The organism is Dyella marensis, assembly GCF_900112865.1.
GTDB classification, from domain to species: domain Bacteria; phylum Pseudomonadota; class Gammaproteobacteria; order Xanthomonadales; family Rhodanobacteraceae; genus Dyella_D; species Dyella_D marensis_A.
On record NZ_FONH01000024.1, the window covers coordinates 19,457 to 40,679 of the forward strand.

Below are 21,223 nucleotides of genomic sequence, written 5' to 3' on the forward strand. Positions count from 1 at the left end.
CGACCTTCGAGCGGTGTCGTTACTGGATTCCGGCCTGCGCCGGAATGACGAGCAAAAGAGCCGGCGTAGGTTGGGGTGAGCGCAGCGAACCCCAACATCGGCACATCGATGCGCACCGCACGTTGGGGTGCGCCTGCGGCTTACCCCAACCTACGCCGGTTGTTTACGCCGGCTGGCGTTGGCACTGCATGCGTAGACGCGCCTTCGTGACGCAGCGGGAGTCCATCTCGATGAATGATGACGGGGACGAGGGACATCTAACGCCTCCGGCCCCTTTAAGTCTCTTCGAACGGATAGATATCGAATGACAGAGAAACGCCAAGGCGCGCTAACCGCTGCATCAGCTCCGAAGTTAGTGAATCAAAGCCGTAGATGACCGAGAAGCGAACTCACTGCACCAGACCTTGCATTGCCTCGAAGGCGTATTGCTGAAGAGCAAACGGCGCTCGAGGCAAAAACGACTTCACGGCCGTCTCGACCTCGTCGGGCCGAGATGAAAACCAGTGCCCAAGGCCATGCAAGGCGGACTCCTGACAAGCCAGAACGTCAACCTCCAGAACGGAGCCGATCGTCTGGCAAATAACAGAGTCGACGTCCTCCATATCTGCGCGCCTAGGGATGCCATGCCTGGGAAACATATCCCACCACATGTAGCACGTCTCTCCGTAGCTCTGCGGCAGGCCACCATGCTCTCGATAGGCGCCATTCCCTTCCAACTTCTGCGCAAACAAGTCGGAAAACACAAATCGCATACCAGCAATCGCCCGCTTGCGGACCTCAAAATCGATCGACGCGTCCAAATATAGGTATGCGATCGGACCGCAACTTGGATTCACCAAGCAGCGCAGCCCCATGCATACCTGCCCCTCACTAAATTGGCTGCCCATGCTGGCAGCCTGCATGAATACGCCCGCCGTCAATTCGACAAGCAGCTCCTTCGCGACAGACGGATCTTCATGCTCATCGCGGAAATACCATTCAAGGCCATCAGTCGGGCGCTCAAATAGATAGTTTGTGAACTCAGTAAGATTCATGTAGCAGTCTTCTCTCGACCAGCGCTCAATGGTGCGCAGCACACCATACGAGGCTGCGCAAATAGTCAGCCATGCCTCAATAGTCGCCCGATACAGTTAAAGACATCTCTCCCTTTAGACTTATTTTCATCCGTATAGACATAGACCTGCCTAAAGAAAGAATTGACAATCCTCATATTTAAGCAACGCGAAGCTTGCAGACTCCACACTCTTGCCAGAGCTAATGATTTGACATTTGACATACGGCAATGTGATTTGCCCATATCTATCGAATTCAAACAATTCGATATAACCGAAGGAGTATGCATCAGTACGAATGCTGATCGGTAATGACCATTTATAATAGCCATCAACCAAATCGCCAAGCATGACTTCCACGTTGTCGCTGTTAGGGTTCACCAAGACAGCTTTGGCCTCAGCACCAAGACGAGCGACCGCGCCATCAGAGCCCAGCGCTGGCTTCAGCACCAGTCCGGCAAAAAGCTTTCTTTCGATGGATTCGTAGTCATCCAAGGGGCCGCAACTCATAAGTGATACATAATGCTTCCTAAAAAAAAAGTTCCACAGAGTAACCAGCGCGTTTCGATAGTCGGACATCAGTTCCGTCACGTTCTGCATGGAATTTACCTATGTCATGGGGAATGTTTGTAGGGGCGACAAAGGGTGCACGGGCACGTTCGGCGGCTGGCTCGGAGAACTTCTGCGGAATGGGTAGCAAACGCATGTCTTTGGATTTTGATTGTATTCAATCCAGTGCCAATGCCAATCACTCGTAGATCCATGCTCGTCGCCAGGGGCTGCCCACGACCAGCCAGGAGGACAGGGCTTACAGTTTCCATTGCAATCACGCCCCGGATCCGTTGGCAGCACGTCTTGAATAGGGTCGGTTTGACCTCGCGCTCGCGATTCCATCCATGGTGTCACATCAATTGGAGCCCCAATTCTTCCTCCTATCCAGGGTTCTACCCAAGGCATCGTTGCTTGAGTGCCAGTTGGATCGGTATAGCGCAATGGATTACCCGCTACATAAGCATAGGTATTCCGGCCACCTTGCTGTCCGATCGGGTCGCTTTGCCTATACCGACCGGTCGCTGGATCGTAGTCGCGCTGCTGGTTGTGGTACCCCCCACTTTCTGCATCGTAGTACTGGCCGGGGTGCCTTAGGTTTAAAGCCATACCAGCCGTTGATGGAGTCTTCTCACCAAACGGATTTGCCTGATAGCCCCACTGCCAAATGGTGGCTCCCGTACCATCTGTGACCACACGTGGCGTATTTAGCCCATCTGAATGCACATAGCTCACGATGCTGGCGGTGTCGGTTGTATCCACTACCGCGACAGGCAAGTTGTCTAACCAAACATAGCTACGGCTTGTCGCTCCGTACTCGCCGATGAGCTGACTGCCTTCGTCGTAGGCGAAGCGCTGATTAGCCGCCGCCGCCTTGGTTACGCGCTGCCCCATCGCGTTGTAAGTGTAGTTGGCGACGATCTGCCCGTTCCGCTGCACCACCGCCATGCGATTGCGGTCGTTATAGCCGTAACCAAAGGTGTCGCCACCGGTTGAGCTACCCGTCGTATTGCCATTGGCGTCGTAGGTCCGCGCACTGCTGCCGATACTCGTCAGCCAGTGCGTACCCGCCTGATAGCCATAGGTGCCAGTCGCCAGGCCATTGCTCACCTTGCTGAGGCGGTCACCCGTCTTGTTGTACGCGTAAGCCTCAATGGCTTGGCCTTGGGCATCCTTGAGGCCGGTGAGGCGATACAGCGGGTCATAGCTATAGGTTTCGATCGCCGGATTGGCTCCCGACGCATTACCTAGCGCCGTGATATTGCCCATCGCGTCGCGGGCGAAGTGCAGGTTCAGCGCCGGGCTGACGACGTCCATCACAGCGTAGTTGGCATCGTAGGTGCGCGTGATGGTCTGGCCGTTGCCCAGCGTGTAGCTGAGGATGGGGCCGAACGGCAGATAGGTGACGTTGGTGACGACGTTGCCAGCGCCTGCCCCGCTGGTGCCTGGCGGCAGCACGGTGATGGCGTTGATGCGTCCTGCGCCGTCACGGCCGTACTGGATGGCCGTGCCGTCGGGTGTCAGCGTGCTCGCCAAGCGATCGGCCGCGGTGTAGGTGTAGCCGACCGTATCGACGTTCGTGCCCTGGGTCTGGCGCTTCTGCGCCACGTTGCCGCGCATGTCGTAGCAATAGACCGTGGTGACGGCGGTCTCCAGCACGCGGGTCAGGTGGCCGATCGGGGCGGATCCCACGCAGCCGGTGACGCTGTCGGCTTCGTCGTAGCGGTAGCTGATGTTTTCAGTGCTGGTCGGATACGTCGTCGCAGTAAGGCGATCGAGGGCGTCGTAAGTGCTGTGGCTGACGATGTTCCTTGCATCGGTGGCCTGGATGCGATTGCCCGCCGCGTCGTAGACGTAGCTGGACGTGCCGGTGTCGGGGCTGTGCACCGCCGTAGCGTTGCGCAGGCCATCGTAGTCGTAGGTCGTGTTGAGACCGTCCGGGTCGCTCACGCCCTGCAGTTCGTCCCGCGGACCGTAGGCGAACACGCTCTGGGTGTTCTGTGTGGCGGTATCGGTGCCGTTGTAGTTCTCGATGGTGCTGACCAGGCGATTGAGCGCATCGTAACCCTGCTTGCGCTGGACACCCAGTGCATCGGCACTGTGCACCAGGTGGCCGTTGGCGTCGTAGCCGTCGCTGAAGGCGGCCGAGAACACCGTCTTGTTCAGGCCGTCGACCGTCGCGGTGAGCTGGCTCAGGGCATTGAAGGTGTGCGACAGGCTCTTACGCACCGTACCGCTGCTGTCGTACACCTGTTCGGCCGTCTTGTTGTTCGCGGCGTCCAGCGTGTACTGCACGTAGTTGCCCAGCGCATCGGTGATGCGGGTCAGCCGATGGGCCCCGTCGTAGGTATAACTGGTAGTGACCTGGTCGGGATCGGTGACCGAGGCGATCGCGCCGTAGGGCGTATAGGTGAAGCTCGTCGTGGCCCCGCCTACGGTACGCGAGGCCAGCCACCCACGTGGCGTGTAGGTGAGATCCGTGGTGACGCCGTTGGCGTCCGTGCTGCGAGTGACGCGGCCTGCGCCGTCGTAAGAGACGATGGTTGTGCTACGGCCGAGGGCGTCGGTCACGGTGTGAAGATCGCCAGCCTGATAGCAGGCGGCTCCCGGCGTGCCACAGCCCACCGCGCTGCTGGTGAGGTAGTAGCTGTAGGTGGTCGTCTGGCTCAGGTCGGTGCGCGGACCGGTGGCACTCAGCAACAGCCCCTTGATCGGGCACTGGATGCTGTCGACGGCCGTGCAGTAGGTATAGGTCCAGCGGCGCACGCCGGCGGGAACAGTGCCCGTCGCGGTGCAGATGTAGCTGCCAGCCACCGAGACATCGATCTCGCAGCGGGCCAGCACCTGGCCGGCGCTGTTATAGACCCAACCACTGCGAGCCACCACATTGGCGTTCGCGTCGCTGACCGTGCGCAGCAGCGGCAGGCGCAGCGTGGTGTTCCAGGACGTGGTGGTGGTGCGCTGGCTGGCCGTACCCGAGGCCTCAACCTGCTGGTTGACCAGGCCCGTAGCGTCATAGGTGGTCGCCGTGACGTTGCCGTTGAAGTCCGTGGTCGACGCCGGATAACCGTTGGTGTCGTAGGTCCGTGCCTTGAACGGTTGCAAGCAGGCCGGAGCGCAGGCCTGATTCACCGAGGTCACCTTCATCAGCCCTTGCAGACTGGAGAAGTTGACTTGAGAAGTCAGGCCGAGGGCGTAGGTCACGGTGGTCGAGCCCGTCGTATCGAAGCTGATCTGGGTCAGTTCGACGCCACCGGCCAGGCTCGATTGGATGGCCGCGCCGTAGTTGTTGTAGAGAATGCTGGCGTAGGTGGTGCCGGTTTCGTCGATGATCCCGGACAGCGCGCTGGGGTTGGTGTTGCCCGTATTCAGCTGCACCACGGTGTAGGCGTATTGCAGCAACGACGCATCGGGATAGGTCACCGAGAGCAGGTTGCCGGTGCTCGCCTCATGCGCATAGGTCAGCACGCCGCTATCCGGCTGGGTGACCTGCCGCAGCTTGCCAGCACTGTCGTAGGCCAGCTGGAGCTGGCGGCCGTTGGCATCCGTCACCGTCAACAGCAAGCCGGACGTGGGCGCGATGGTCGGGTCGGTCAATGAGGTGCTGTACGTCAGCGTGACGCCGACCCCCGCCTGATCGGTGATCGACTGCAGCTGGCCGGACGCATCGTAGTTCTCGAACTGCCGGGACGACGCGATGAACACCGTATAGCCCGTCACCGCCCCTTGGCCGTCCAGGACTTCGCTCAGCTGGTCGGCCACATCCGTGTCCGTCGACCACTGCCCATTGGCCTTGGTGAACACCAGCTGCGCGCCATCGGGGCGATAAAGCACCGCCCGGGTAGGCGGCAAGGGACCGGAGGTCGGCGTGGTGTTCGAGTTCTGCAGCCACAAGGATCGATCGAAGCTGTGTCGCCACTTGCTGCCCATCGCCGTCGATGCCGTGCTGGCATCGCTGTTGTAGTAGCGCTCGAACGTCAGCCAGCCCTGCTTGAAGTCGACGTCCTGATGGAACTCGTTGCCGCTCGCCAACTGGATCGGATCGCCGGCGCAGAGGCAGCCGGGGTGCCCGATGCTTTTACCGGGGTTGTAGAGGTAGGCCGTCGCGTTAATACCGTTGGCGCCACCGCCACAGGAATGATTGGGACTGGTCAGCCACACCAACCCCGCGGTAGCCGACCCCGGCTCGCTATAGGGCGTCCAGAACATGTTGCAGTCCGGCGGATGGAGCCCGTAGTGCACGTTGTAGTAGGCAAACCAGGCTTGAGCCGCCTCGGCAACCGTATTGAACGGCCCCTTGTACTGCGAAAACGCCGGGTAATATGGCGCCCCGTAATAGGTTTGTGCCTTAGCACCAACCGAGCTAAACCCCAGCGCCAGGCATACAAATACCAGCGCAATACGCCGAACCAAATCCATCTTGCTTCCCCTGTTGTTGCTCCATGCCCGGAAGGTCGAGACTTCACGAGCATCATCGGCGTGACTTATAGCAAACATCTGGTCATTGCCTGCAGCGATGAGTTTACGCAATCCCGATCTCAGACGTGGAGACAGGGGCGAGGTTTGAGGTGAACACCGTCCGGCGCTCCAAGGGTGAGAGGCAGTGCGTAGGTTGGGGTGAGCGCAGCGAACCCCAACGTCGGCACATCGATACGCACGGCAACGTTGGGGTTCGCCTGCGGCTCACCCCAACCTACGCCGGTTGTTCATGCCGGTTGTTGTTGCCATTGCATGCGCAGGTGCGCCTGCGTCGCGCAACGCGTGCCCATCTCGACGAAGGCGGCAATGCCGTCGAGCATGATCGGCAGGCGATGGGCATCGATGCTGCCGCGCTCGTCCACCAGCTCGGCGAGCAACTTTAGCGAGTTGTAGGCGTAGTGCAGCCACTCGGTGGCGTCGTTTAGGAGTTCGTCCGGGCCCGCAGCGGGGTCGGAGAAATAACTGGTGTGGCGGATGATCCAGGGTTCGCCGAAGACGTTGTTCATGAGCAACTCCTTGCTAAGCGCCGCAGCCTCGCTCCGTAAACGGCATGCCGCAGACAGCACGGCATGCCGCGATCACACGGATTCGAGGGTTCACCGGAAGCTCAAAGGGTGAGCGCCGGGCGGCTTGATTGAGGAAGTGGATACGGAGTCAGTAGTTTTCGTGGTCGCGCAGAGCTACGTGCCGGGTAGGACGGCTCGGAAAACTGGCGGAGAAAACTCTTAGTCCGAGGTTCTTCAACCGTGTCCGCGTAATCGTCGGACGGCCCGGATGGTCGGTGGGTGTGTCGCCGAGGGGATCGGCGAGCGCGGAAGTCCCGTATGATCTGGCTTAGCCATGATCAACTCTCCTAAGTTGGTGATGGTCAGCGGGTCGTAGGAGGTCTGAACTCCTGCGGCCCGCGCTTTCATAGCATTGCTGCCATGGTTGTCCGCAAGGCGCAGAAACACACCGCGGATAACGAGAACCACGCTAGCAAAGGCAACCGGCGGTTGTCTGTAGTAATTGCCCGAAAAAGTTTGTCGGGCGTAGGTTGGGGTGAGCCGAAGGCGAAGCCCAACGCCGCGATGCACATCAGATGCACCGATGTTGGGGTTCGCCTTCGGCTCACCCCAACCTACCTCGCGAAATCAGCCGTCATCCCGGCGTAGGCCGGGATCCAGTAACGACATCGCTCGATTTTCGCCAGAATCCACATAAGTTCTATCGCGAAAATCCGTCGTCCTCCTCACTGGATCCCGGCCTGCGCCGGGATGACGGCAAGGGAGAGGCGCTCAAGAAAAAGCCCCCGCCATAGGCGAGGGCTTCTTCATCAACAACGGCCAGCTTTCTACGCTCGCGTCAGAAGTCGTAACTCACCGAGAACCGCACATACCGCGGCGTCGTATACGACAACGGCGTCTGCCAGTTCACGCTCGGCGTGCCGGGACCGGACACCGAACCCTGGCGATACTGCGTGACCACCTGCTTGTCGAAGATGTTGTAGACCATCACGTCAAACGCCAGCTTCTTGCCGGCCCATTCCGGGCGGTACTCGCCGTTCAAGCTCACGATCTCCTGCCACGGCGTGCGGCCGGTGGAGCCGTAAGGCGCCGGCGTGCCGTCCGGTCCGCAGAAGTGATAAGCCACGCCGTAGCCGAACGGATCGGTCTGATCCGGACCGAAGTAGCTCAGGCAGGTCTTCGGCGTGCCCGACAGGATCTGCACGTTGCCGCCGATCATCCACTCCGGCGTCACCTGGTAGTAGCCGACCATTTTCAGCTGGTGCCGGCGATCGTTGGCCAGCGAGCCGTTGGAGTTGGTCATCACGCCGGCGTTGTCCCAGTCCTCGGTCTGCGAGACGTCGGTCTGGCCGATATCCGAACGCACCGAGCCTTCGGTATTGCCGAAGTTGTGCGACCACACATAGTCGATGCGGCCGTACCACTTGCCGTCGAACGGATGCTCCAGGTAGGTGTTCAACGCCACGTACTTGCGCTTCAGGTCCGGCATGCCCCAGGCCGACCAGGGGATGTTGAGGATGCTGTAGCCGCCGGCGCCGTTGGAGACGTTGATCTGCGCGCTCTTACCGGGATTCATGATGTAGCAGCCGGTCGAGCCCAGCGCCGCCACCGGGTCCAGCCCCTGCTGCACGGCGTAGGCCTGGATGGTGTTGTCGTCGCAGACGTCGTCCAGGTCGTTGCGCAGCACGCGGTAGGTGCCCTTCGCGCCGTACACCCACTTCTGGCCGAACGCATCGAGCGTCTTGTCGAAGCCGGCGATGTACTCGTCCTGGTATTCGGCCTTGGCGTTGCGGCTGGTCACCGTCTTCGGGTCGGGCGGAATGCCGAACTCGTTGTTGGCCGACACGCCCGGATAGCGGTCCTGCGGAATCTGCACCAGGCCGGTCGGCGCGCCGGTGACCGGATCGATGCCGCTGTAGGTGAAGTACTGCGAGGTGAAGGTGCTTCCTGCCGCGCCGCGGATCGCCACGTTGGCGGGCTCGTCGAGGTAGTAGCGGCCGGCGTTGCCGTAGATCTTCAGGCTGGAATCGCCGAACACATCCCAGCTGGCGCCCAGGCGCGGCGCCCACTGCGGCCGGGTCAGGCGCAGGTAGGGCACGCCGTCGGGGTTGTAGTTGGTGAACTGGTCGTTGCGAATGCCGATGTTCAGCAGGATGCGGTCGTTGATCTGCCAGGCGTCCTCGATGAACTGCGCATGCTGCTTGACGCGTGCGCTGGCCGAGTTGGAGTAGATCGTCTGCGCCACATAGTAGCCGGCTCCGCCCGGTGCGCCCACTCCTTCGCCCGGCAGGGTACTGATCGGCGTGTTCGGGTCGCCCTGGCCATAGACCCAGTAATAGCCCGGGCCCGAGGGCGTGGTGCCGATGTCGATCGCGTTGACGCTGAGGTTGTCGATGCCCGCGGTGATCGAGTGGCTGCCGATCTTGTAGTTGACGTCCAGGCGCAGGTTCGAGGTCTTGTCGTGCGAGCGCGGATCGTCGACGGTCTGGTTGATCTGCGTGCCGTTGATGCCGCTGGAACCGGCCGGCAGCAACGCGGGATTCTGGAAGCTGGAGTTGGTGATGTACGCCGCGTCGCCGCCTTCGGCATTGCTGTAGTCGGTCTGCGTCATCTTGCCGTACAGCGCTTCCACTGTGAGGCTGTCGGTGATGTAGCCGGTGTACTTGGCCACCCACATGTCGGCGCCGTCCTTGGTGTAGGTCGCCGGCCCGAGGTAGTCGCCGCGCGTGCCCTTCGCGCTGTCAGGGGTGTACGCGTAGGCGTAGGTGTTGCCGGAGTACGTGCTCTTGTTGGAGGCGCCGGTCAGCTCGAGGATGTTGCTGTCGGTGATGTTCCAGTCGATCTTGCCGTACCACTTCGGCCGCGAGTACGAATAGGTCTGCTCGGTGTTGGTGATGCGGTCGGAGACGTTGACGCCGCTGTCGATGTGATCGGCTTCCACCGCGCCGAAGATGTACAGCTTGTCCTTGATCAGCGGGCCGCCGAAATAGGCGTCCTCGACATGCTCCCAGGATTTGTTGTCCTGCCGCGTCCAGAACATCTGCCCCTGCCGGCCATTGGGGCCGGACAGGAAGGCCGGGCCGGTCGGGTACATCGCATTGTCCGGATCGGACTCGGCGAACTTCGGCTGCCACACCACCTGCGCACCGAAGTGCCATTCGTTGGTGCCGCGCTTGCCGACCTGGTTGATCACGCCGCCGTCGGAACGGCCATAAGCGGCGCCGTAGCCGCCGGTCATGACCTGCTCCTGGTCGATCGCGCCATAGGGCAGGGTCAGGCCGCCGAAGTTATGCAGCGGATCGCTGGTGTTGAAACCGTTGATGTAATACGCGTTCTCCGCCACCGACGAACCGCCGAACGAGACCAGCACCTGGCCGGTCGGGCTGGTGAAGTAGCTGCTGCCGGTGTTGACGCCCGGCGCCAGGATCGCCACCGATTCCGCGCTGCGCGCGATCGGCAGCTTGGCCAGCTGTTCGCTGTTGATCACCGTGCGCGAGTCGACCTGGCTCACGTCGATCGCCGGCAGGGCATTGCCCACCACGGTGACGCTGCCGAGGTTGGTCGCATTCGCCGCGGAGGCGCCGGCGAACACCACCTGGGTGCCGGCGCCGACGGTCAGGCCCACGTTCTCGCGGGACTCGACCACGGCGCCGTCCTTCTTGAGGCTGACCTTGTAGCTGCCCAGCGGCAGGCTGGCGGCCGAATAGCGGCCGCTGGCGTCGACCGGCACCTCGCGGGTAACGCCGCTGTCGCTCTGGATCAGCACCGTCTCGCCCGGCGCTGCCGGGGCGGTGCCGAAGATCGCGCCGGTGGAAGCCTGCGCGTAGACCTGCCCCGCGAGGGCACAGCCCGCCGCGATGGCGAGCGCCAGCGCGGTGCGGCGAATGGATACATGGCCGTGGAGCGGCCGATGGGATGGATGGGTCATTCGATACTCCCCCGAGCAGAGAAAAAACAGCCAATGAGTTAATTCAGAGAAAAACGCCCCACTCGCCATAACCGTCGGCCATGGCGCTTCGATCAACACCGGATGTCTTGAGTCCTTTGCGTCCAACGATCGCAGCGGCGCTTTTGCAATAACGCCGAAACCGAACTCTGGCAACGCGATCCGGCGCCACCCTAATCGGGCGAATAACGGCGAGTCAACAATGATTTATTGCGCGCTTAACGCCGGGAAATTACGCCGCGTCGCATTAACTTTGTTCCTGCGAAAGCGCGCCACGGGCTTGCGAATGAAGCGCAAGATCGAGGCCATTGCGGCAAATAAAAGCGATGCCCCGCCAGCCCCGGCAAAACACGCAAATGGCGCGGGTCGCACCGGTATATTTGCGCTCCGATTATCCATGGCGACTGCATCAACAAAACAAAACGCAACCTTTGTTTACAGAATATATTTCGCCATGCGCCAATAAATACGCGGCCAGCCGCCAGGCATTAACTTGCGTCAATTAATCGCGCTTGACAGTGCGGCACTGCCATTGCATAAAAATACAAGTCCGGCATTTGATCGCCGCCATTTATCACCCAGCCGGCCACCACTCCACCGTTTCGCACGCATTCGGAACGGCATTCAACGCAACAAGACACGCTTCGCCCGAGCTCCGCCGCCCATGGTGCGGCGGAGCCACGACGGCATGGACTCATCACAAAGCGCATGCGGGCATCAGGACGATGCCGCATGCCGATAATGTTGGATCTCCCCACTAGGGCCGCGCTGCGGCCCTTCTTTTTTCATGCGCGCCCCCTCTCCCCGGAGGGGAGAGGGAGATGTGTGCGCTCGCGACTTTCACTGAGAGAGTCAAAGGCTGGCCGCACTCACTCGACATTTTCCTCAAAGCGCAGATGCTTCACGCTGCGCCCGTTGCGGCGCACCAGCTTCAGCGCCTCGATGCCGATGCGGATGTGGCGCTCCACGAACTGCGCCGTCACGCTGCGGTCGCTGGCTTCGGTCTTCACCCCTTCCGGGATCATCGGCTGGTCCGACACCAGCAGCAGCGCGCCGCAGGGGATCTCGTTGTGGAAGCCCGCGGCGAAGATGGTCGCGGTCTCCATGTCCACCGCCATGCAACGCGTGCGGCGCAGGTAGTCCTTGAAGTGCTCGTCGTGCTCCCACACGCGGCGGTTGGTGGTGTACACCGTGCCGGTCCAGTAGTCGTAGCCGAGGTCGCGGATCATGGTGGACACGCCACGCTGCAGCTGGAACGCCGGCAGTGCCGGTACTTCCGGCGGCAGGTAGTCGTTGGAGGTGCCTTCGCCACGGATCGCGGCGATCGGCAGCACCAGGTCGCCGATCGCGTTCTTCTTCTTCAGGCCGCCGCACTTGCCCAGGAACAGCGCCGCCTTGGGCGAGATCGCGCTGAGCAGGTCCATCACGGTGGCGGCATTGGGGCTGCCCATGCCGAAGTTGATCAGGGTGATGCCGTCGGCGGTGGCGTTGGGCATGGGACGGTCGCGTCCCTGCACTTCCACGCCATGCCACTGCGCGAACAGGTCCACGTAGTGGCCGAAATTGGTGAGCAGCACGTAGTCGCCGAACTGCTCCAGCGACGTGCCGGTGTAGCGCGGCAGCCAGTTGGAGACGATTTCCTGTTTGTCTTTCATGGGACCCTTCGAGGTCGATGCGCGCGGGAGCCTCCCGCGCCGCGTTACCGGCGACGCCACGCCGGCGAATGGCCGAATGATTCCAACCATTCTAGCGGCAAGCGCCTGCCGGTCAGCTGTATGGCGCACTGCCGCATGACTGACGCCGGCCTGTCGATTCTGTGATGGGGTCGTCAGTGGCGCGGCGGGCCATGGTATGTTGCCGCCGCAGTCCAGCCGAGAGCCTGTTTATGACCTTCCCGTGGCCCGCGTTGTTGTTGAATGGCCGCCAGGTGGTAGTGCGTGGCGCAGGCCTGGCTGGCTGCCAGGGCAAGCCGCGCGCTACCGCCTGGTGGCCATTCAACGGCAACCCGAAGGGCCGGGATCGGCGCGGGCTACGGGAAGGTCATAAACAGGCTCTTGGGGGGTGACGAGATGCGCATGGGCCTGGCCATCGATGCGTCCTGCGATATTCCGCAGGGTTTCCTGGAGGCAAACCGCGTCACGGTGATGCCGATCACCGTACGGGTCGACAGCGAGACCTTCCTGGACGACCGCGGCACGGAAGAGGTCCGCCGCTTCATCGACCGCAAGCTGGGCGACCGCGGCCATTCGGCCGAGACCGAGCCCTGCTCCGTCGAGGAAGTGCAGAAGCTGTTCCTGGAGAAGCTGGTGCTGGAGCAGGACTGCGTGTTCTGCCTCACCGTTACCGCCACGCGCAGCCCGATCAACGACCACGTCAACAAGGCCAGCTTCGCGGTGCTCAAGCACTACCGCGAGGCGCGCGAGAAGGGCGGCCTCTCCGGCCAGTTCCTGATGCGCGTGATCGACACCCGCAACCTGTTCGCCGGCACCGCGCCGGCCATCGTCGAGGCCGCCCGCCTGGTCAAGGCCGGCGAGACGCCACCGGCGATCCGCGAGCGCGTCACCTATATCGCCAACCATTCCTACGGCTACATGCTGCCGCGCGACCTGTACTACCTGCGCGCCCGCGCCAAGAAGAAGGGCGACCGCAGCGTGGGCCTGTTCAGCGCGGTGCTGGGCTCGGCGCTGGACATCAAGCCGCTGCTGCGCTGTTTCCGCGGCGAGACCGGGCCGGTGGGCAAGGTGCGCGGCTTCGAGCACGGCGCGGAGACGCTGTTCGGCTACGCGGTGCAGCGCGTGCGCGCGGGGCTGCTGGTGCCGGTGATGTGCGTCAGCTACGGCGGCGACCTGGCCGAACTGCAGCGCCTGCCCGGCTACGCCGGCCTGCGCGCCGCCTGCGCGGAGCACGGCGTGGAGCTGATGGAGGCGCCGATGAGCATCACCGGCATGGTCAATGTCGGCGAGGGCGCGATCACCCTGGGCTTCGCCGCCGAGGAACATGAGGCGGAGTTCTGAGTCGGCCCCGCATCCGCGCGCATAGAATCCTGCCGATGCGCTCCTTCTTCCTGCTGCTGTTGCTGACGCTGGCCGCCCCGGCCGCCGGCGCCGCCACCGTGTACAAATGCACCGGCGCCGATGGACGGGTGACCTTCCAGGACCGGCCCTGCGCCCGCTCGCAGCGGCAGGACATCGTCGAGCTGGCCGATCCCGCGCCGGCCGCGCCGCCGCCGCCGCGCCCCGCCAGCGACGAGCGCGATCCCAGCCCGCCCTCGCCGCCGCCCGCACCGCCGCCGGAACCCTCGGCGCCCCTGCCCGGACTGTATGCCTGCACCAACGCCACCGACGGCAAGTTCTACATCAGCCGCAACGGCAATCCGCAGCCCTATCTGGCGCCGTTCGGCATGGTCGGCATGACCCAGGTGCCGCTGGCGCGCGGCGGGGCCGGCGGTGTATCGGCGCCGGAGCTCAACCGCGGCAAGGTCACTTCCGGGCTGGTATCGAACAACTACGTCTGGGTGCAGGACCAGTGCCGCCCGCTGACCTTCGCCGAAACCTGCCACGCGCTGCAGGACGACTACGACGACAACGCGCGCAAGCTGCGCCGCGCTTTCAAGAGCGACCGGCCGCCGCTGGAGCGGCGGGACGAGGAGCTGCGCGGGCAGCTGACGAATTGCCGCTGAATCACTCACCGTAGGTTGGGGTGAGCCGCAGGCGAACCCCAACAGGCGCTCCGTCCATGCCTCTGTTGGGGTTCGCCTGCGGCTCACCCCAACCTACGCCGGTACGGTGCGCCGGCCACGCGGCCCGGCCTTCAGAACCCGTAATTGAGAAACCCGCCATCCACCGCCAGCACCTGCCCGGTGATGTAGCTGGCCGCCGGCAGGCACAGGAAGGCGATCGCCGCGGCCACTTCCTCCGGCTCGCCGATGCGGCGCAGCGGGGTGTGGTCGAGCACTTCGTCGAGGTATTCGTCGTCCGCCAGCGCCGGCTCCGAACGCTGCGTGCGGATGTACCACGGCGCCACCGCATTGACGCGGATGCCGTCGGTGGCCCATTCCGCCGCGAGGTTGCGCGTCAGCTGGTGCAGCGCGGCCTTGCTCATGCCGTAGGCCGCGCCGGTGCGCACATGGGTGATGCCGGAGACGGAACCTACGTTCACGATCGCCGCGTTGGCGTGCTGCACCAGCTGCGGATGCGCCAGGCGGCACATCTCGAAAGCGGAAAACAGGTTCAGTTCGAAGATCGCGCGGTAGTCGCGCTCGCTGTATTCCAGCACCGCCGCCGGCGTATTGCCGCCGGCGTTGTTGACCAGCAGGGACAGCGGCGCGCCGAGGTCGGCGATCCAGTCGAACACCGCCAGCCGGTCCTCCTGCATGCTCAGGTCGGCGGCGAAGGCCAGCACCTCGATGTGGTCGAAGTCGTCGGCCAGCTCGACCCGCACCTGCTCCAGGTGATCGTCGTCGCGCGCCACCAGCAGCAGGTTGGCGCCGAGCCCGGCCAGCTCACGCGCGACGGCGTAGCCGATGCCCTTGCTGGCGCCCGTGATCAATGCGGTATGGCCTTGCAGCTGCCAGGCGTCGATGCGGTTGTTCATGCCGGCGAGCTTAGAACCTGCGTCACGCCCGGGCCAGCCCGAGGTTGCCGCCTCGCCCATCGCGCAGGACACTCCGGGCAGGTCCCTCCGGAGCATCCACCATGAAACGCTGGCTCATCCTCCCGCTCAGCCTGCTCGCCCTCGCCGCCTGCTCAGGCAAGCCGCCGACCCCGAAAGCCGAAGCCGCGCCCGCGCCGCGCGTCGCCACGCCCTTCGACGACCTGAAGAAGCAGGAACAGAAGGCCAAGGACGTGCAGAAAGTGGTCGACAAGCAGGCCGACGAGCAGCGCAAGCAGATCGACGCGGCGGAGCAGTGAGCGACGTGCAGCGCGAATCCGTCGCCGTCGGATTTCCTCCGCACGGCCTGCCCGTACTCGACGCCCCGGTGCTGGAACTGGACCAGGCCAGCGTGCTGCGCGGCGAGCGCCTGATCCTGGAAGCGCTGAGCCTGCGCGTCGGCGCCGGGGAACACACTGCGATCCTCGGTGCCAACGGCTCGGGCAAGTCGACCCTGGTGAAGCTGATCACCCGCCAGCTCTATCCGCTGGCGCGCCAGGACGGCCGCCCCAGCGTGCGCGTGTTCGGCCGCGAGCGCTGGCACGTGGCCGAGCTGCGCAGCCTGCTCGGCATCGTCTCGCCCGCATTGCAGCTGGACTACACCACCGACACGCCGCTGGAAGTATTCGACGCGGTGGTCTCCGGCTTCTTCGCCGCGCGCGGCCTGGGCCCCGACCATCGCCCGACGCCGGCGATGCGCGAGCGCGCACAGGAGGCGCTGGCGCAGATGGGCATCGCGCACCTGCGCGGCCGCGAGCTGGCCACGCTTTCCACCGGCGAGGCGCGCCGCGTGCTGATCGCCCGTGCCTTGGTGCACCGTCCGCGCGCGCTGCTGCTGGACGAACCCAGCGCCGGCCTGGACCTGGCCACCCGCCGCCATTTCCTGGAAAGCCTGCGCACGCTGGCGCGCGGCGGCACCACGCTGTTGCTGGTGACCCACCACATCGAGGAAATCGTGCCGGAGATCGGCCGCGTGCTGCTGCTGCGCGAGGGCAAGGCGCTGCGCCACGGCGACAAGGCCGGCGTGCTCACCGATGACGCGCTGAGCGAGGCGTTCGGCATGCGCGTGCGGGTGGGGCGCGAAGGGGATTACTTCAGTGCCTCTGTGAGGGAATAGGGAATAGAGAGTCGGGAATAGGAAGAGCGAACATCGCGCGCTAGCGAAGCCTGCTTTTCCTATTCCCTATTCCCGATTCCCTATTCCCCGCTCAACGCGGTTCGCAGAAGCAGTAGGCGTACACGTTCGGCTTGCCCGACTGCGCGTTCTTCAGCAGCTTCAGTTCCGGCGCCATCGCCGGCAGCTGGGCCACCCACGACGGCAGCTGCACGCCGTAGGCACGCAGGGCGATGCTGGCCGAGCTGTCGCTGGCGTTGATCATCATCTGCGTGATCGCGCTTACCGGCGCCTCGACGTAGTGCACCGCCGGGGTCTTGCCCAGCTTGGCGCGCTGCGCGGCGTCGGCGATGGCTTCGCGCAGGCCGCCGAGCTGGTCGACCAGGCCGCGCTCCTGCGCCTGCTGGCCGGTCCACACGCGGCCCTGGGCGATGGTGTCGATGGCGTCGTATTCCTTGCCGCGCGCCTTGGCCACGCCGCCGACGAAATCGCGGTAGCCCTTGTCGATGATCGCCTGGATCAGCGTGCCGACCTTCGGGTCCAGCGGACGGGTGATGCTGAACGCGCCGGCCAGCGGGCCGGTACCGACGCCATCGGTCTTCACGCCGAGCTTGTCCAGCGTGCCCGGCACGGTGAAGTACATGCCGAAGATGCCGATCGAGCCGGTGATGGTGTTCGGCTCGGCGAAGATGCGATCGGCATTCATCGAGATCCAGTAGCCGCCGCTGGCGGCCACGTTGCCCATCGAGACCACCACCGGGATGCCGGCGTCCTTGGTCAGCGCGACTTCGCGGCGGATCTGCTCGGCCGCATACACCTCGCCGCCCGGCGAGTTCACGCGCAGCACCAGCGCCTTGGTGCGGCGGTCCTCGCGCGCGGCGCGGATCAGCGCCGCGGTGGATTCGCCGCCGACGGTGCCCTGCGGCTGTTTGCCGCCGACGATCTCGCCTTCGGCCACCACCACCGCCACGCCCGGCTCCATCAGGTTCTCGACCGACAGGCCGGCCCCGTAGCGGCGCAGGTCGACCTGGCGGAAGCCTTCGCCCTTGCGGCCGGCGGGGACGCCTTCCTTGCGCATCATGTTCTCGAGGTCGTCGCGCGTGGCGAGGCCGTCGACCAGGTGTTCGTTGAAGGCCAGCTGGCCGAGGTCGCCCTTGGTGCCGGCGATCGCCTCCGGCAGGCCGTCGACGGCGGCGCGCAGCGCGGCCGGCTGGAGCTTGCGCAGCTTGGCCACCTCGTCGATGTAGCGGTCCCACAGGCCGCCCATCCAGTAGGCGTCGGCTTCCTTCGATTCGGGCGAGGCGTGGTCGAGGATGTATGGCTCGGCCGCGCTCTTGAACTGGCCGACGCGGAACAGGTGCACGTCCACGCCCAGGCGGTCGAGCAGGTCCTTGTAGAACAGGCGGTAGTTGGCCAGGCCGGTCAGCACCACGCCGCCCATCGGATCGAGCAGGATGCGGTCGGCGTGCGCGGCCAGGTAGTACTGGCCCTGGTCCATGCTGGCTGCCCACACCACCACCGGCTTGCCGGCCGCGCGGAAGCGGTCGAGCGCATCGGCCACTTCGCGCAGCGAGGCGAAGCCGCCGCCGTGCAGGTCCTGCGGCTCGAGCAGGATGCGGCTGATGCGGTTGTCGGTGGTGGCGGCGTCGATCGCGCCGACCAGATCGCGCACCTGCACCTGCTTGGGCGCATTGCCGGACAGGCTCTGCACCGCACGCTCCAGCGGCTCGATGCTGAACTGCTCGACCAGCTCGCCCTGCGGCTTGAGCACCAGCACGGTGTCGTTCTGGATGCCCAGCTCCATGTGGCTGCCGGCCCAGAAAGCCAGCAGGAGCAACAGGAACAGGCCGAAGAAGGCGAAGAAGACCAGGTTGAGGATGACCAGCCTGACCATGTTGATCCCGCGCCCGAACACGCGCAGGAACGCCCAGAAACCGTTGGTGCCACGCTCCGTCATTCGTACTTATCCTCGAGAAGACGGCGGCAGCGTAACCCGTCGTCCCTTACAGGTCATGTGGGAGAAGTGCTGGTCTGGCGACGCCAGCGCTCGGTCGCCGAATTGCGCCAGAAGCGGGTGAACAGCAGCAGCGCGGCCACGCTCAGGCCCGCCACCAGGCCCATCCACATGCCGCGCGCGCCCAGCCCCTGGCGGAACGCCAGCCACCAGCCGAACGGCATGCCGATCATCCAGTAGGCGAACAGCGTCATCGCCATCGGCACGCGGGTGTCCTTGAGGCCGCGCAGCGCGCCGTTGGAGGCGACCTGGATGCCGTCGGAGAACTGGAACACGCCGGCCAGCACGATCAGCTGGGTGGCCAGCGCGATCACCGCCGCGTCGCGCGTGTACAGCGAGGCGATCAAATGCGGCAGGCCGAGCATCAGGCTGGCCGAGACGACCTGGGTCAGCAGGGCCAGGCCGATGCCGCAGAAGCCGGCATAGCGCACGCCCTGCGCGTCACCGCGGCCGACCGCGTTGCCCACGCGCACGGTGATCGCCATGGCCAGGCCCAGCGGGATCATGAAGAACACCGAGGCGATGTTCAGCGCCACCTGGTGGCTGGCCACCACGGTCTCGCCCAGGGTGCCCAGCGCCAGCGCCACCGCCACGAACAGGCCGCCCTCGGCCAGCAGGGTGATCGCCATCGGCAGGCCGATCGAGAGCAGCTCGCGGATGCGGCGCGGGTCGGGCAGGTCGAAGCGCTGGCCCAGGTTCAGGCCGCGGTAGTTGCGATGGCGCGCGATGTACAGCGCGAAGCCCAGCATCTCCAGCCACAGCACCAGCGCCGTGGCCATGCCGACGCCGCGCGCGCCCTGCGGCTCAAGGCCGAGCTTGCCGAACATCAGCACATAGCCCAGCGGCGCCAGCACGCACAGGCCGGCCAGGGCGAAGAACATCGACGGCAGGGTCATCGACAGGCCTTCGGACAGGCCGCGCAGCGCGAAGTAGCAGGTCAGCGCCGGCGCGCCCCAGCTGATCGCGTGCAGGAAGGCGTCGACGTCCCGGCGCAGGCCCGGGTCCACGCCGATCAGGTCGATCAGCGGACCGGCATGGCGCACGCCGAACCACAGCAGCACGCCCATGCCCGCCGCCAGCCACAGCGCCTGGCGGAACACCGCACCGACCTCGGCGCGGCGGCCGGCGCCGTCCAGCTGCGACACCGACGGCGGCACCGCCATCATCATTCCGATGCCGCTGACGATGGCCAGCGCCCAGATGCTGGCGCCGACGGCCACCGCGCCGAGCACATGCGCGCTGTAGTGGCCGGCGAGCACGGCATCGACCACGTTGGTGCCCACCGCGGCCAGCTGGGCGGCGATGAGGGGCAGCGCGAGGCGAACCGTGGCGCCGATCTCGTGCGCCACGCGGGCGCGATCGGAAGGGGAAAGGAACATAGGCGGGACTCCAGGGCCGGGCATTCTACAGGCTCTCGATCCGTCATCCCGGCGCAGGCCGGGATCCAGTGGCGACAAGCTACGCACGGGCGAGGGCGTCGAAAAGCATGGCTCTTGAGCGTTACCGCGAAAACCCGACGGTATCGCCACTGGATCCCGGCCTGCGCCGGGATGACGAGCAAAGGCGTGGCCGGCATGGGGTGACCGATGCGCGCTGCTATCGGTCAAGCTCTTATGCCAAGATCGCCCGCTTGCGAGGGGAGGGGTCAAGGTGAGCGGGAAAGAAATCGTCTCGTACGAGGGCGTGCACTGCGCCAATTGCACAACGCCCATGCAGGGCGAGTACTGCCACGACTGCGGGCAATCGATCCACACCGTGCTCAAGCCGGTGCACCACATGTTCGAGGACACGCTGGAGACCTTCCTCCACGTGGACGGCCGCGTGCTGCACACCTTGCCGCCGCTGGTGACCAAGCCGGGCTTCCTCACCCTGGAATATTTCTCCGGCCGCCGCCAGCGCTACGTGCCGCCGTTCCGGCTGATGTTCGTGCTGTGCCTGCTGGCGTTCTTTCTTACGCATATCGCGGTCGACGTGCTGGTCTCGCACGGCAAGGACCTCGCGCCGGGCGTGCATGTGGACCGGCACCAGTTCGACGATCTGAATACGCCGGACGAAGTCCGGCATGCGCTGGACGAGCAGCTGGCCAGCCTGGACCAGGCCCGTTCGACCGTGGCCAACGTGCCCGGCGCCGACGCCGGCCTGGTCAAGGCCCAGAAGGAATTGCGCAAGCAGGCGGACCGGCGCATCGCGACCCTGGCGGCGGAGGATGCGCCGGCAGCGGGCAAGTCGGCCGCGACACCGGCGGCAGCCGCCTCCGCGCCGGTCGCATCCGCACCGGCCGCTGCCTCCACGGTCGCATCGAAGCCGGCCAAGGACGAAGACATCGAAGCGGAAGACTGGCTGGCCAAGCCGACCAATGCCCGCATCTCCTGGCTGCCCGAATTCATGAACGCGCGGCTGGCGCACGCGGCGGCCAACCTGCGCGCCAACGTGAAGGGCCTGAAGAGTTCCAACCCGGAAGTGCGCGACCAGGCCATCGAGCGCATGAAGGCTGGCATCTTCAGCGCGCTGCCACAGACCATGTTCGTGCTGATGCCAGCGTTCGCCCTGCTGCTGAAGCTGTTTTACCTGTTCAAGCGCCGGCTGTTCATGGAGCACTTGATCGTGGCGCTGCACAGCCACGCCTTCCTGTTCGCCAACGTGCTGCTGTGGGTGCTGCTGGCCCTGCTCAAGGCCTGGATCGCGCCGCATGCGGCCTGGGCCGGGTACCTGCTGGGCTGGCTGGAATTCGCCCTGGCGATATGGGCGCCGGTGTACCTGCTGCTGATGCAGAAACGGGTCTACCGGCAGGGCTGGCCGATGACCGTCCTGAAGTACCTGATGATCGGCTGGTGCTACACGTGGCTGCTCGGATTCGCCCTGATGAGCGCGCTGGTGCTGGGTGTCGCGCACTAGCGCGATGCCCTTGGATTC

At 64.6% G+C, this 21,223-nt stretch carries 15 protein-coding genes; 6 read left to right on the forward strand and 9 right to left on the reverse strand.

The features are described from left to right. Nucleotides 1-389: 389 nt before the first annotated feature. The 5 genes from BM172_RS19805 to BM172_RS19820 all read right to left on the reverse strand — a co-directional run bounded on the left by BM172_RS19805 (nt 390) and on the right by BM172_RS19820 (nt 10,514). The gene (locus tag BM172_RS19805; RefSeq protein ID WP_051548362.1) at nt 390-1,034 is read right to left on the reverse strand and encodes a hypothetical protein; all 645 of its coding nucleotides are present in this window, start codon (nt 1,032-1,034) and stop codon (nt 390-392) included. 150 nt (nt 1,035-1,184) lie between these two features. Next, nucleotides 1,185-1,652, reverse strand: coding sequence for a hypothetical protein (locus BM172_RS22330; protein WP_143096563.1), 468 nt, complete (start codon nt 1,650-1,652; stop codon nt 1,185-1,187). Between the two features lie 9 nt (nt 1,653-1,661). After that, nucleotides 1,662-6,131, reverse strand: a complete 4,470-nt coding sequence (locus BM172_RS19810) for an RHS repeat-associated core domain-containing protein (RefSeq protein WP_143096564.1) — start codon at nt 6,129-6,131, stop codon at nt 1,662-1,664. A gap of 176 nt (nt 6,132-6,307) precedes the next feature. Then, nucleotides 6,308-6,586: a hypothetical protein gene (locus tag BM172_RS19815; RefSeq protein WP_026633924.1), complete on the reverse strand. Its 279-nt coding sequence runs from the start codon at nt 6,584-6,586 to the stop codon at nt 6,308-6,310. Nucleotides 6,587-7,424: 838 nt separating this feature from the next. Next, complete coding sequence (locus tag BM172_RS19820; protein WP_026633925.1) at nt 7,425-10,514, reverse strand: TonB-dependent receptor; 3,090 nt, start codon at nt 10,512-10,514, stop codon at nt 7,425-7,427. Nucleotides 10,515-10,818: 304 nt separating this feature from the next. Between BM172_RS19820 and BM172_RS22335 the strand changes: the two genes are divergently transcribed. Continuing rightward, nucleotides 10,819-10,998, forward strand: coding sequence for a hypothetical protein (locus BM172_RS22335; RefSeq protein ID WP_143096565.1), 180 nt, complete (start codon nt 10,819-10,821; stop codon nt 10,996-10,998). A 403-nt stretch (nt 10,999-11,401) separates the two neighbouring features. Here the strand turns inward: BM172_RS22335 and BM172_RS19825 are convergent, their stop codons facing one another. After that, nucleotides 11,402-12,187, reverse strand: a complete 786-nt coding sequence (locus BM172_RS19825) for an AMP nucleosidase (RefSeq protein ID WP_026633926.1) — start codon at nt 12,185-12,187, stop codon at nt 11,402-11,404. A gap of 414 nt (nt 12,188-12,601) precedes the next feature. On the opposite strand from BM172_RS19825, the gene BM172_RS19830 reads away from it, so the two are divergent. Both BM172_RS19830 and BM172_RS19835 read left to right on the forward strand, forming a co-directional pair. Continuing rightward, nucleotides 12,602-13,546 (forward strand): DegV family protein, encoded by a 945-nt coding sequence (locus tag BM172_RS19830; RefSeq protein ID WP_026633927.1) that lies wholly within the window; start codon nt 12,602-12,604, stop codon nt 13,544-13,546. Nucleotides 13,547-13,581: 35 nt separating this feature from the next. Beyond that, on the forward strand, nt 13,582-14,211 hold the full coding sequence (locus BM172_RS19835) for a DUF4124 domain-containing protein (RefSeq protein ID WP_026633928.1): 630 nt from the start codon (nt 13,582-13,584) through the stop codon (nt 14,209-14,211). Between the two features lie 131 nt (nt 14,212-14,342). Here BM172_RS19835 and BM172_RS19840 read toward each other — a convergent pair whose 3' ends face one another. Next, the gene (locus BM172_RS19840; RefSeq protein ID WP_026633929.1) at nt 14,343-15,125 is read right to left on the reverse strand and encodes an SDR family oxidoreductase; all 783 of its coding nucleotides are present in this window, start codon (nt 15,123-15,125) and stop codon (nt 14,343-14,345) included. A 101-nt stretch (nt 15,126-15,226) separates the two neighbouring features. Between BM172_RS19840 and BM172_RS19845 the strand changes: the two genes are divergently transcribed. Then, nucleotides 15,227-15,442 (forward strand): hypothetical protein, encoded by a 216-nt coding sequence (locus BM172_RS19845; RefSeq protein WP_026633930.1) that lies wholly within the window; start codon nt 15,227-15,229, stop codon nt 15,440-15,442. 5 nt (nt 15,443-15,447) lie between these two features. Beyond that, nucleotides 15,448-16,299 (forward strand): ABC transporter ATP-binding protein, encoded by an 852-nt coding sequence (locus tag BM172_RS19850; protein ID WP_231504136.1) that lies wholly within the window; start codon nt 15,448-15,450, stop codon nt 16,297-16,299. A gap of 91 nt (nt 16,300-16,390) precedes the next feature. Here BM172_RS19850 and sppA read toward each other — a convergent pair whose 3' ends face one another. Continuing rightward, nucleotides 16,391-18,253: a signal peptide peptidase SppA gene (gene sppA, locus BM172_RS19855; protein ID WP_026633932.1), complete on the reverse strand. Its 1,863-nt coding sequence runs from the start codon at nt 18,251-18,253 to the stop codon at nt 16,391-16,393. 53 nt (nt 18,254-18,306) lie between these two features. Then, complete coding sequence (locus BM172_RS19860; RefSeq protein WP_026633933.1) at nt 18,307-19,689, reverse strand: MATE family efflux transporter; 1,383 nt, start codon at nt 19,687-19,689, stop codon at nt 18,307-18,309. Between the two features lie 271 nt (nt 19,690-19,960). Between BM172_RS19860 and BM172_RS19865 the strand changes: the two genes are divergently transcribed. Then, nucleotides 19,961-21,205 (forward strand): DUF3667 domain-containing protein, encoded by a 1,245-nt coding sequence (locus BM172_RS19865; protein WP_026633934.1) that lies wholly within the window; start codon nt 19,961-19,963, stop codon nt 21,203-21,205. Nucleotides 21,206-21,223 lie beyond the last annotated feature (18 nt).

What these genes read in the sequence shown, in the direction of transcription:
- BM172_RS19860 (WP_026633933.1), bottom strand. Translation starts at nt 19,689, where the DNA reads ATGTTCCTTTCCCCTTCCGATCGCGCCCGCGTGGCGCACGAGATCGGC.
- BM172_RS19840 (WP_026633929.1), bottom strand. Translation starts at nt 15,125, where the DNA reads ATGAACAACCGCATCGACGCCTGGCAGCTGCAAGGCCATACCGCATTG.
- BM172_RS19830 (WP_026633927.1), top strand. Translation starts at nt 12,602, where the DNA reads ATGCGCATGGGCCTGGCCATCGATGCGTCCTGCGATATTCCGCAGGGT.
- BM172_RS19845 (WP_026633930.1), top strand. Translation starts at nt 15,227, where the DNA reads ATGAAACGCTGGCTCATCCTCCCGCTCAGCCTGCTCGCCCTCGCCGCC.
- BM172_RS19825 (WP_026633926.1), bottom strand. Translation starts at nt 12,187, where the DNA reads ATGAAAGACAAACAGGAAATCGTCTCCAACTGGCTGCCGCGCTACACC.
- BM172_RS19815 (WP_026633924.1), bottom strand. Translation starts at nt 6,586, where the DNA reads ATGAACAACGTCTTCGGCGAACCCTGGATCATCCGCCACACCAGTTAT.
- BM172_RS22335 (WP_143096565.1), top strand. Translation starts at nt 10,819, where the DNA reads ATGAAGCGCAAGATCGAGGCCATTGCGGCAAATAAAAGCGATGCCCCG.
- BM172_RS19820 (WP_026633925.1), bottom strand. Translation starts at nt 10,514, where the DNA reads ATGACCCATCCATCCCATCGGCCGCTCCACGGCCATGTATCCATTCGC.
- sppA (WP_026633932.1), bottom strand. Translation starts at nt 18,253, where the DNA reads ATGACGGAGCGTGGCACCAACGGTTTCTGGGCGTTCCTGCGCGTGTTC.
- BM172_RS19805 (WP_051548362.1), bottom strand. Translation starts at nt 1,034, where the DNA reads ATGAATCTTACTGAGTTCACAAACTATCTATTTGAGCGCCCGACTGAT.
- BM172_RS22330 (WP_143096563.1), bottom strand. Translation starts at nt 1,652, where the DNA reads ATGCAGAACGTGACGGAACTGATGTCCGACTATCGAAACGCGCTGGTT.
- BM172_RS19835 (WP_026633928.1), top strand. Translation starts at nt 13,582, where the DNA reads ATGCGCTCCTTCTTCCTGCTGCTGTTGCTGACGCTGGCCGCCCCGGCC.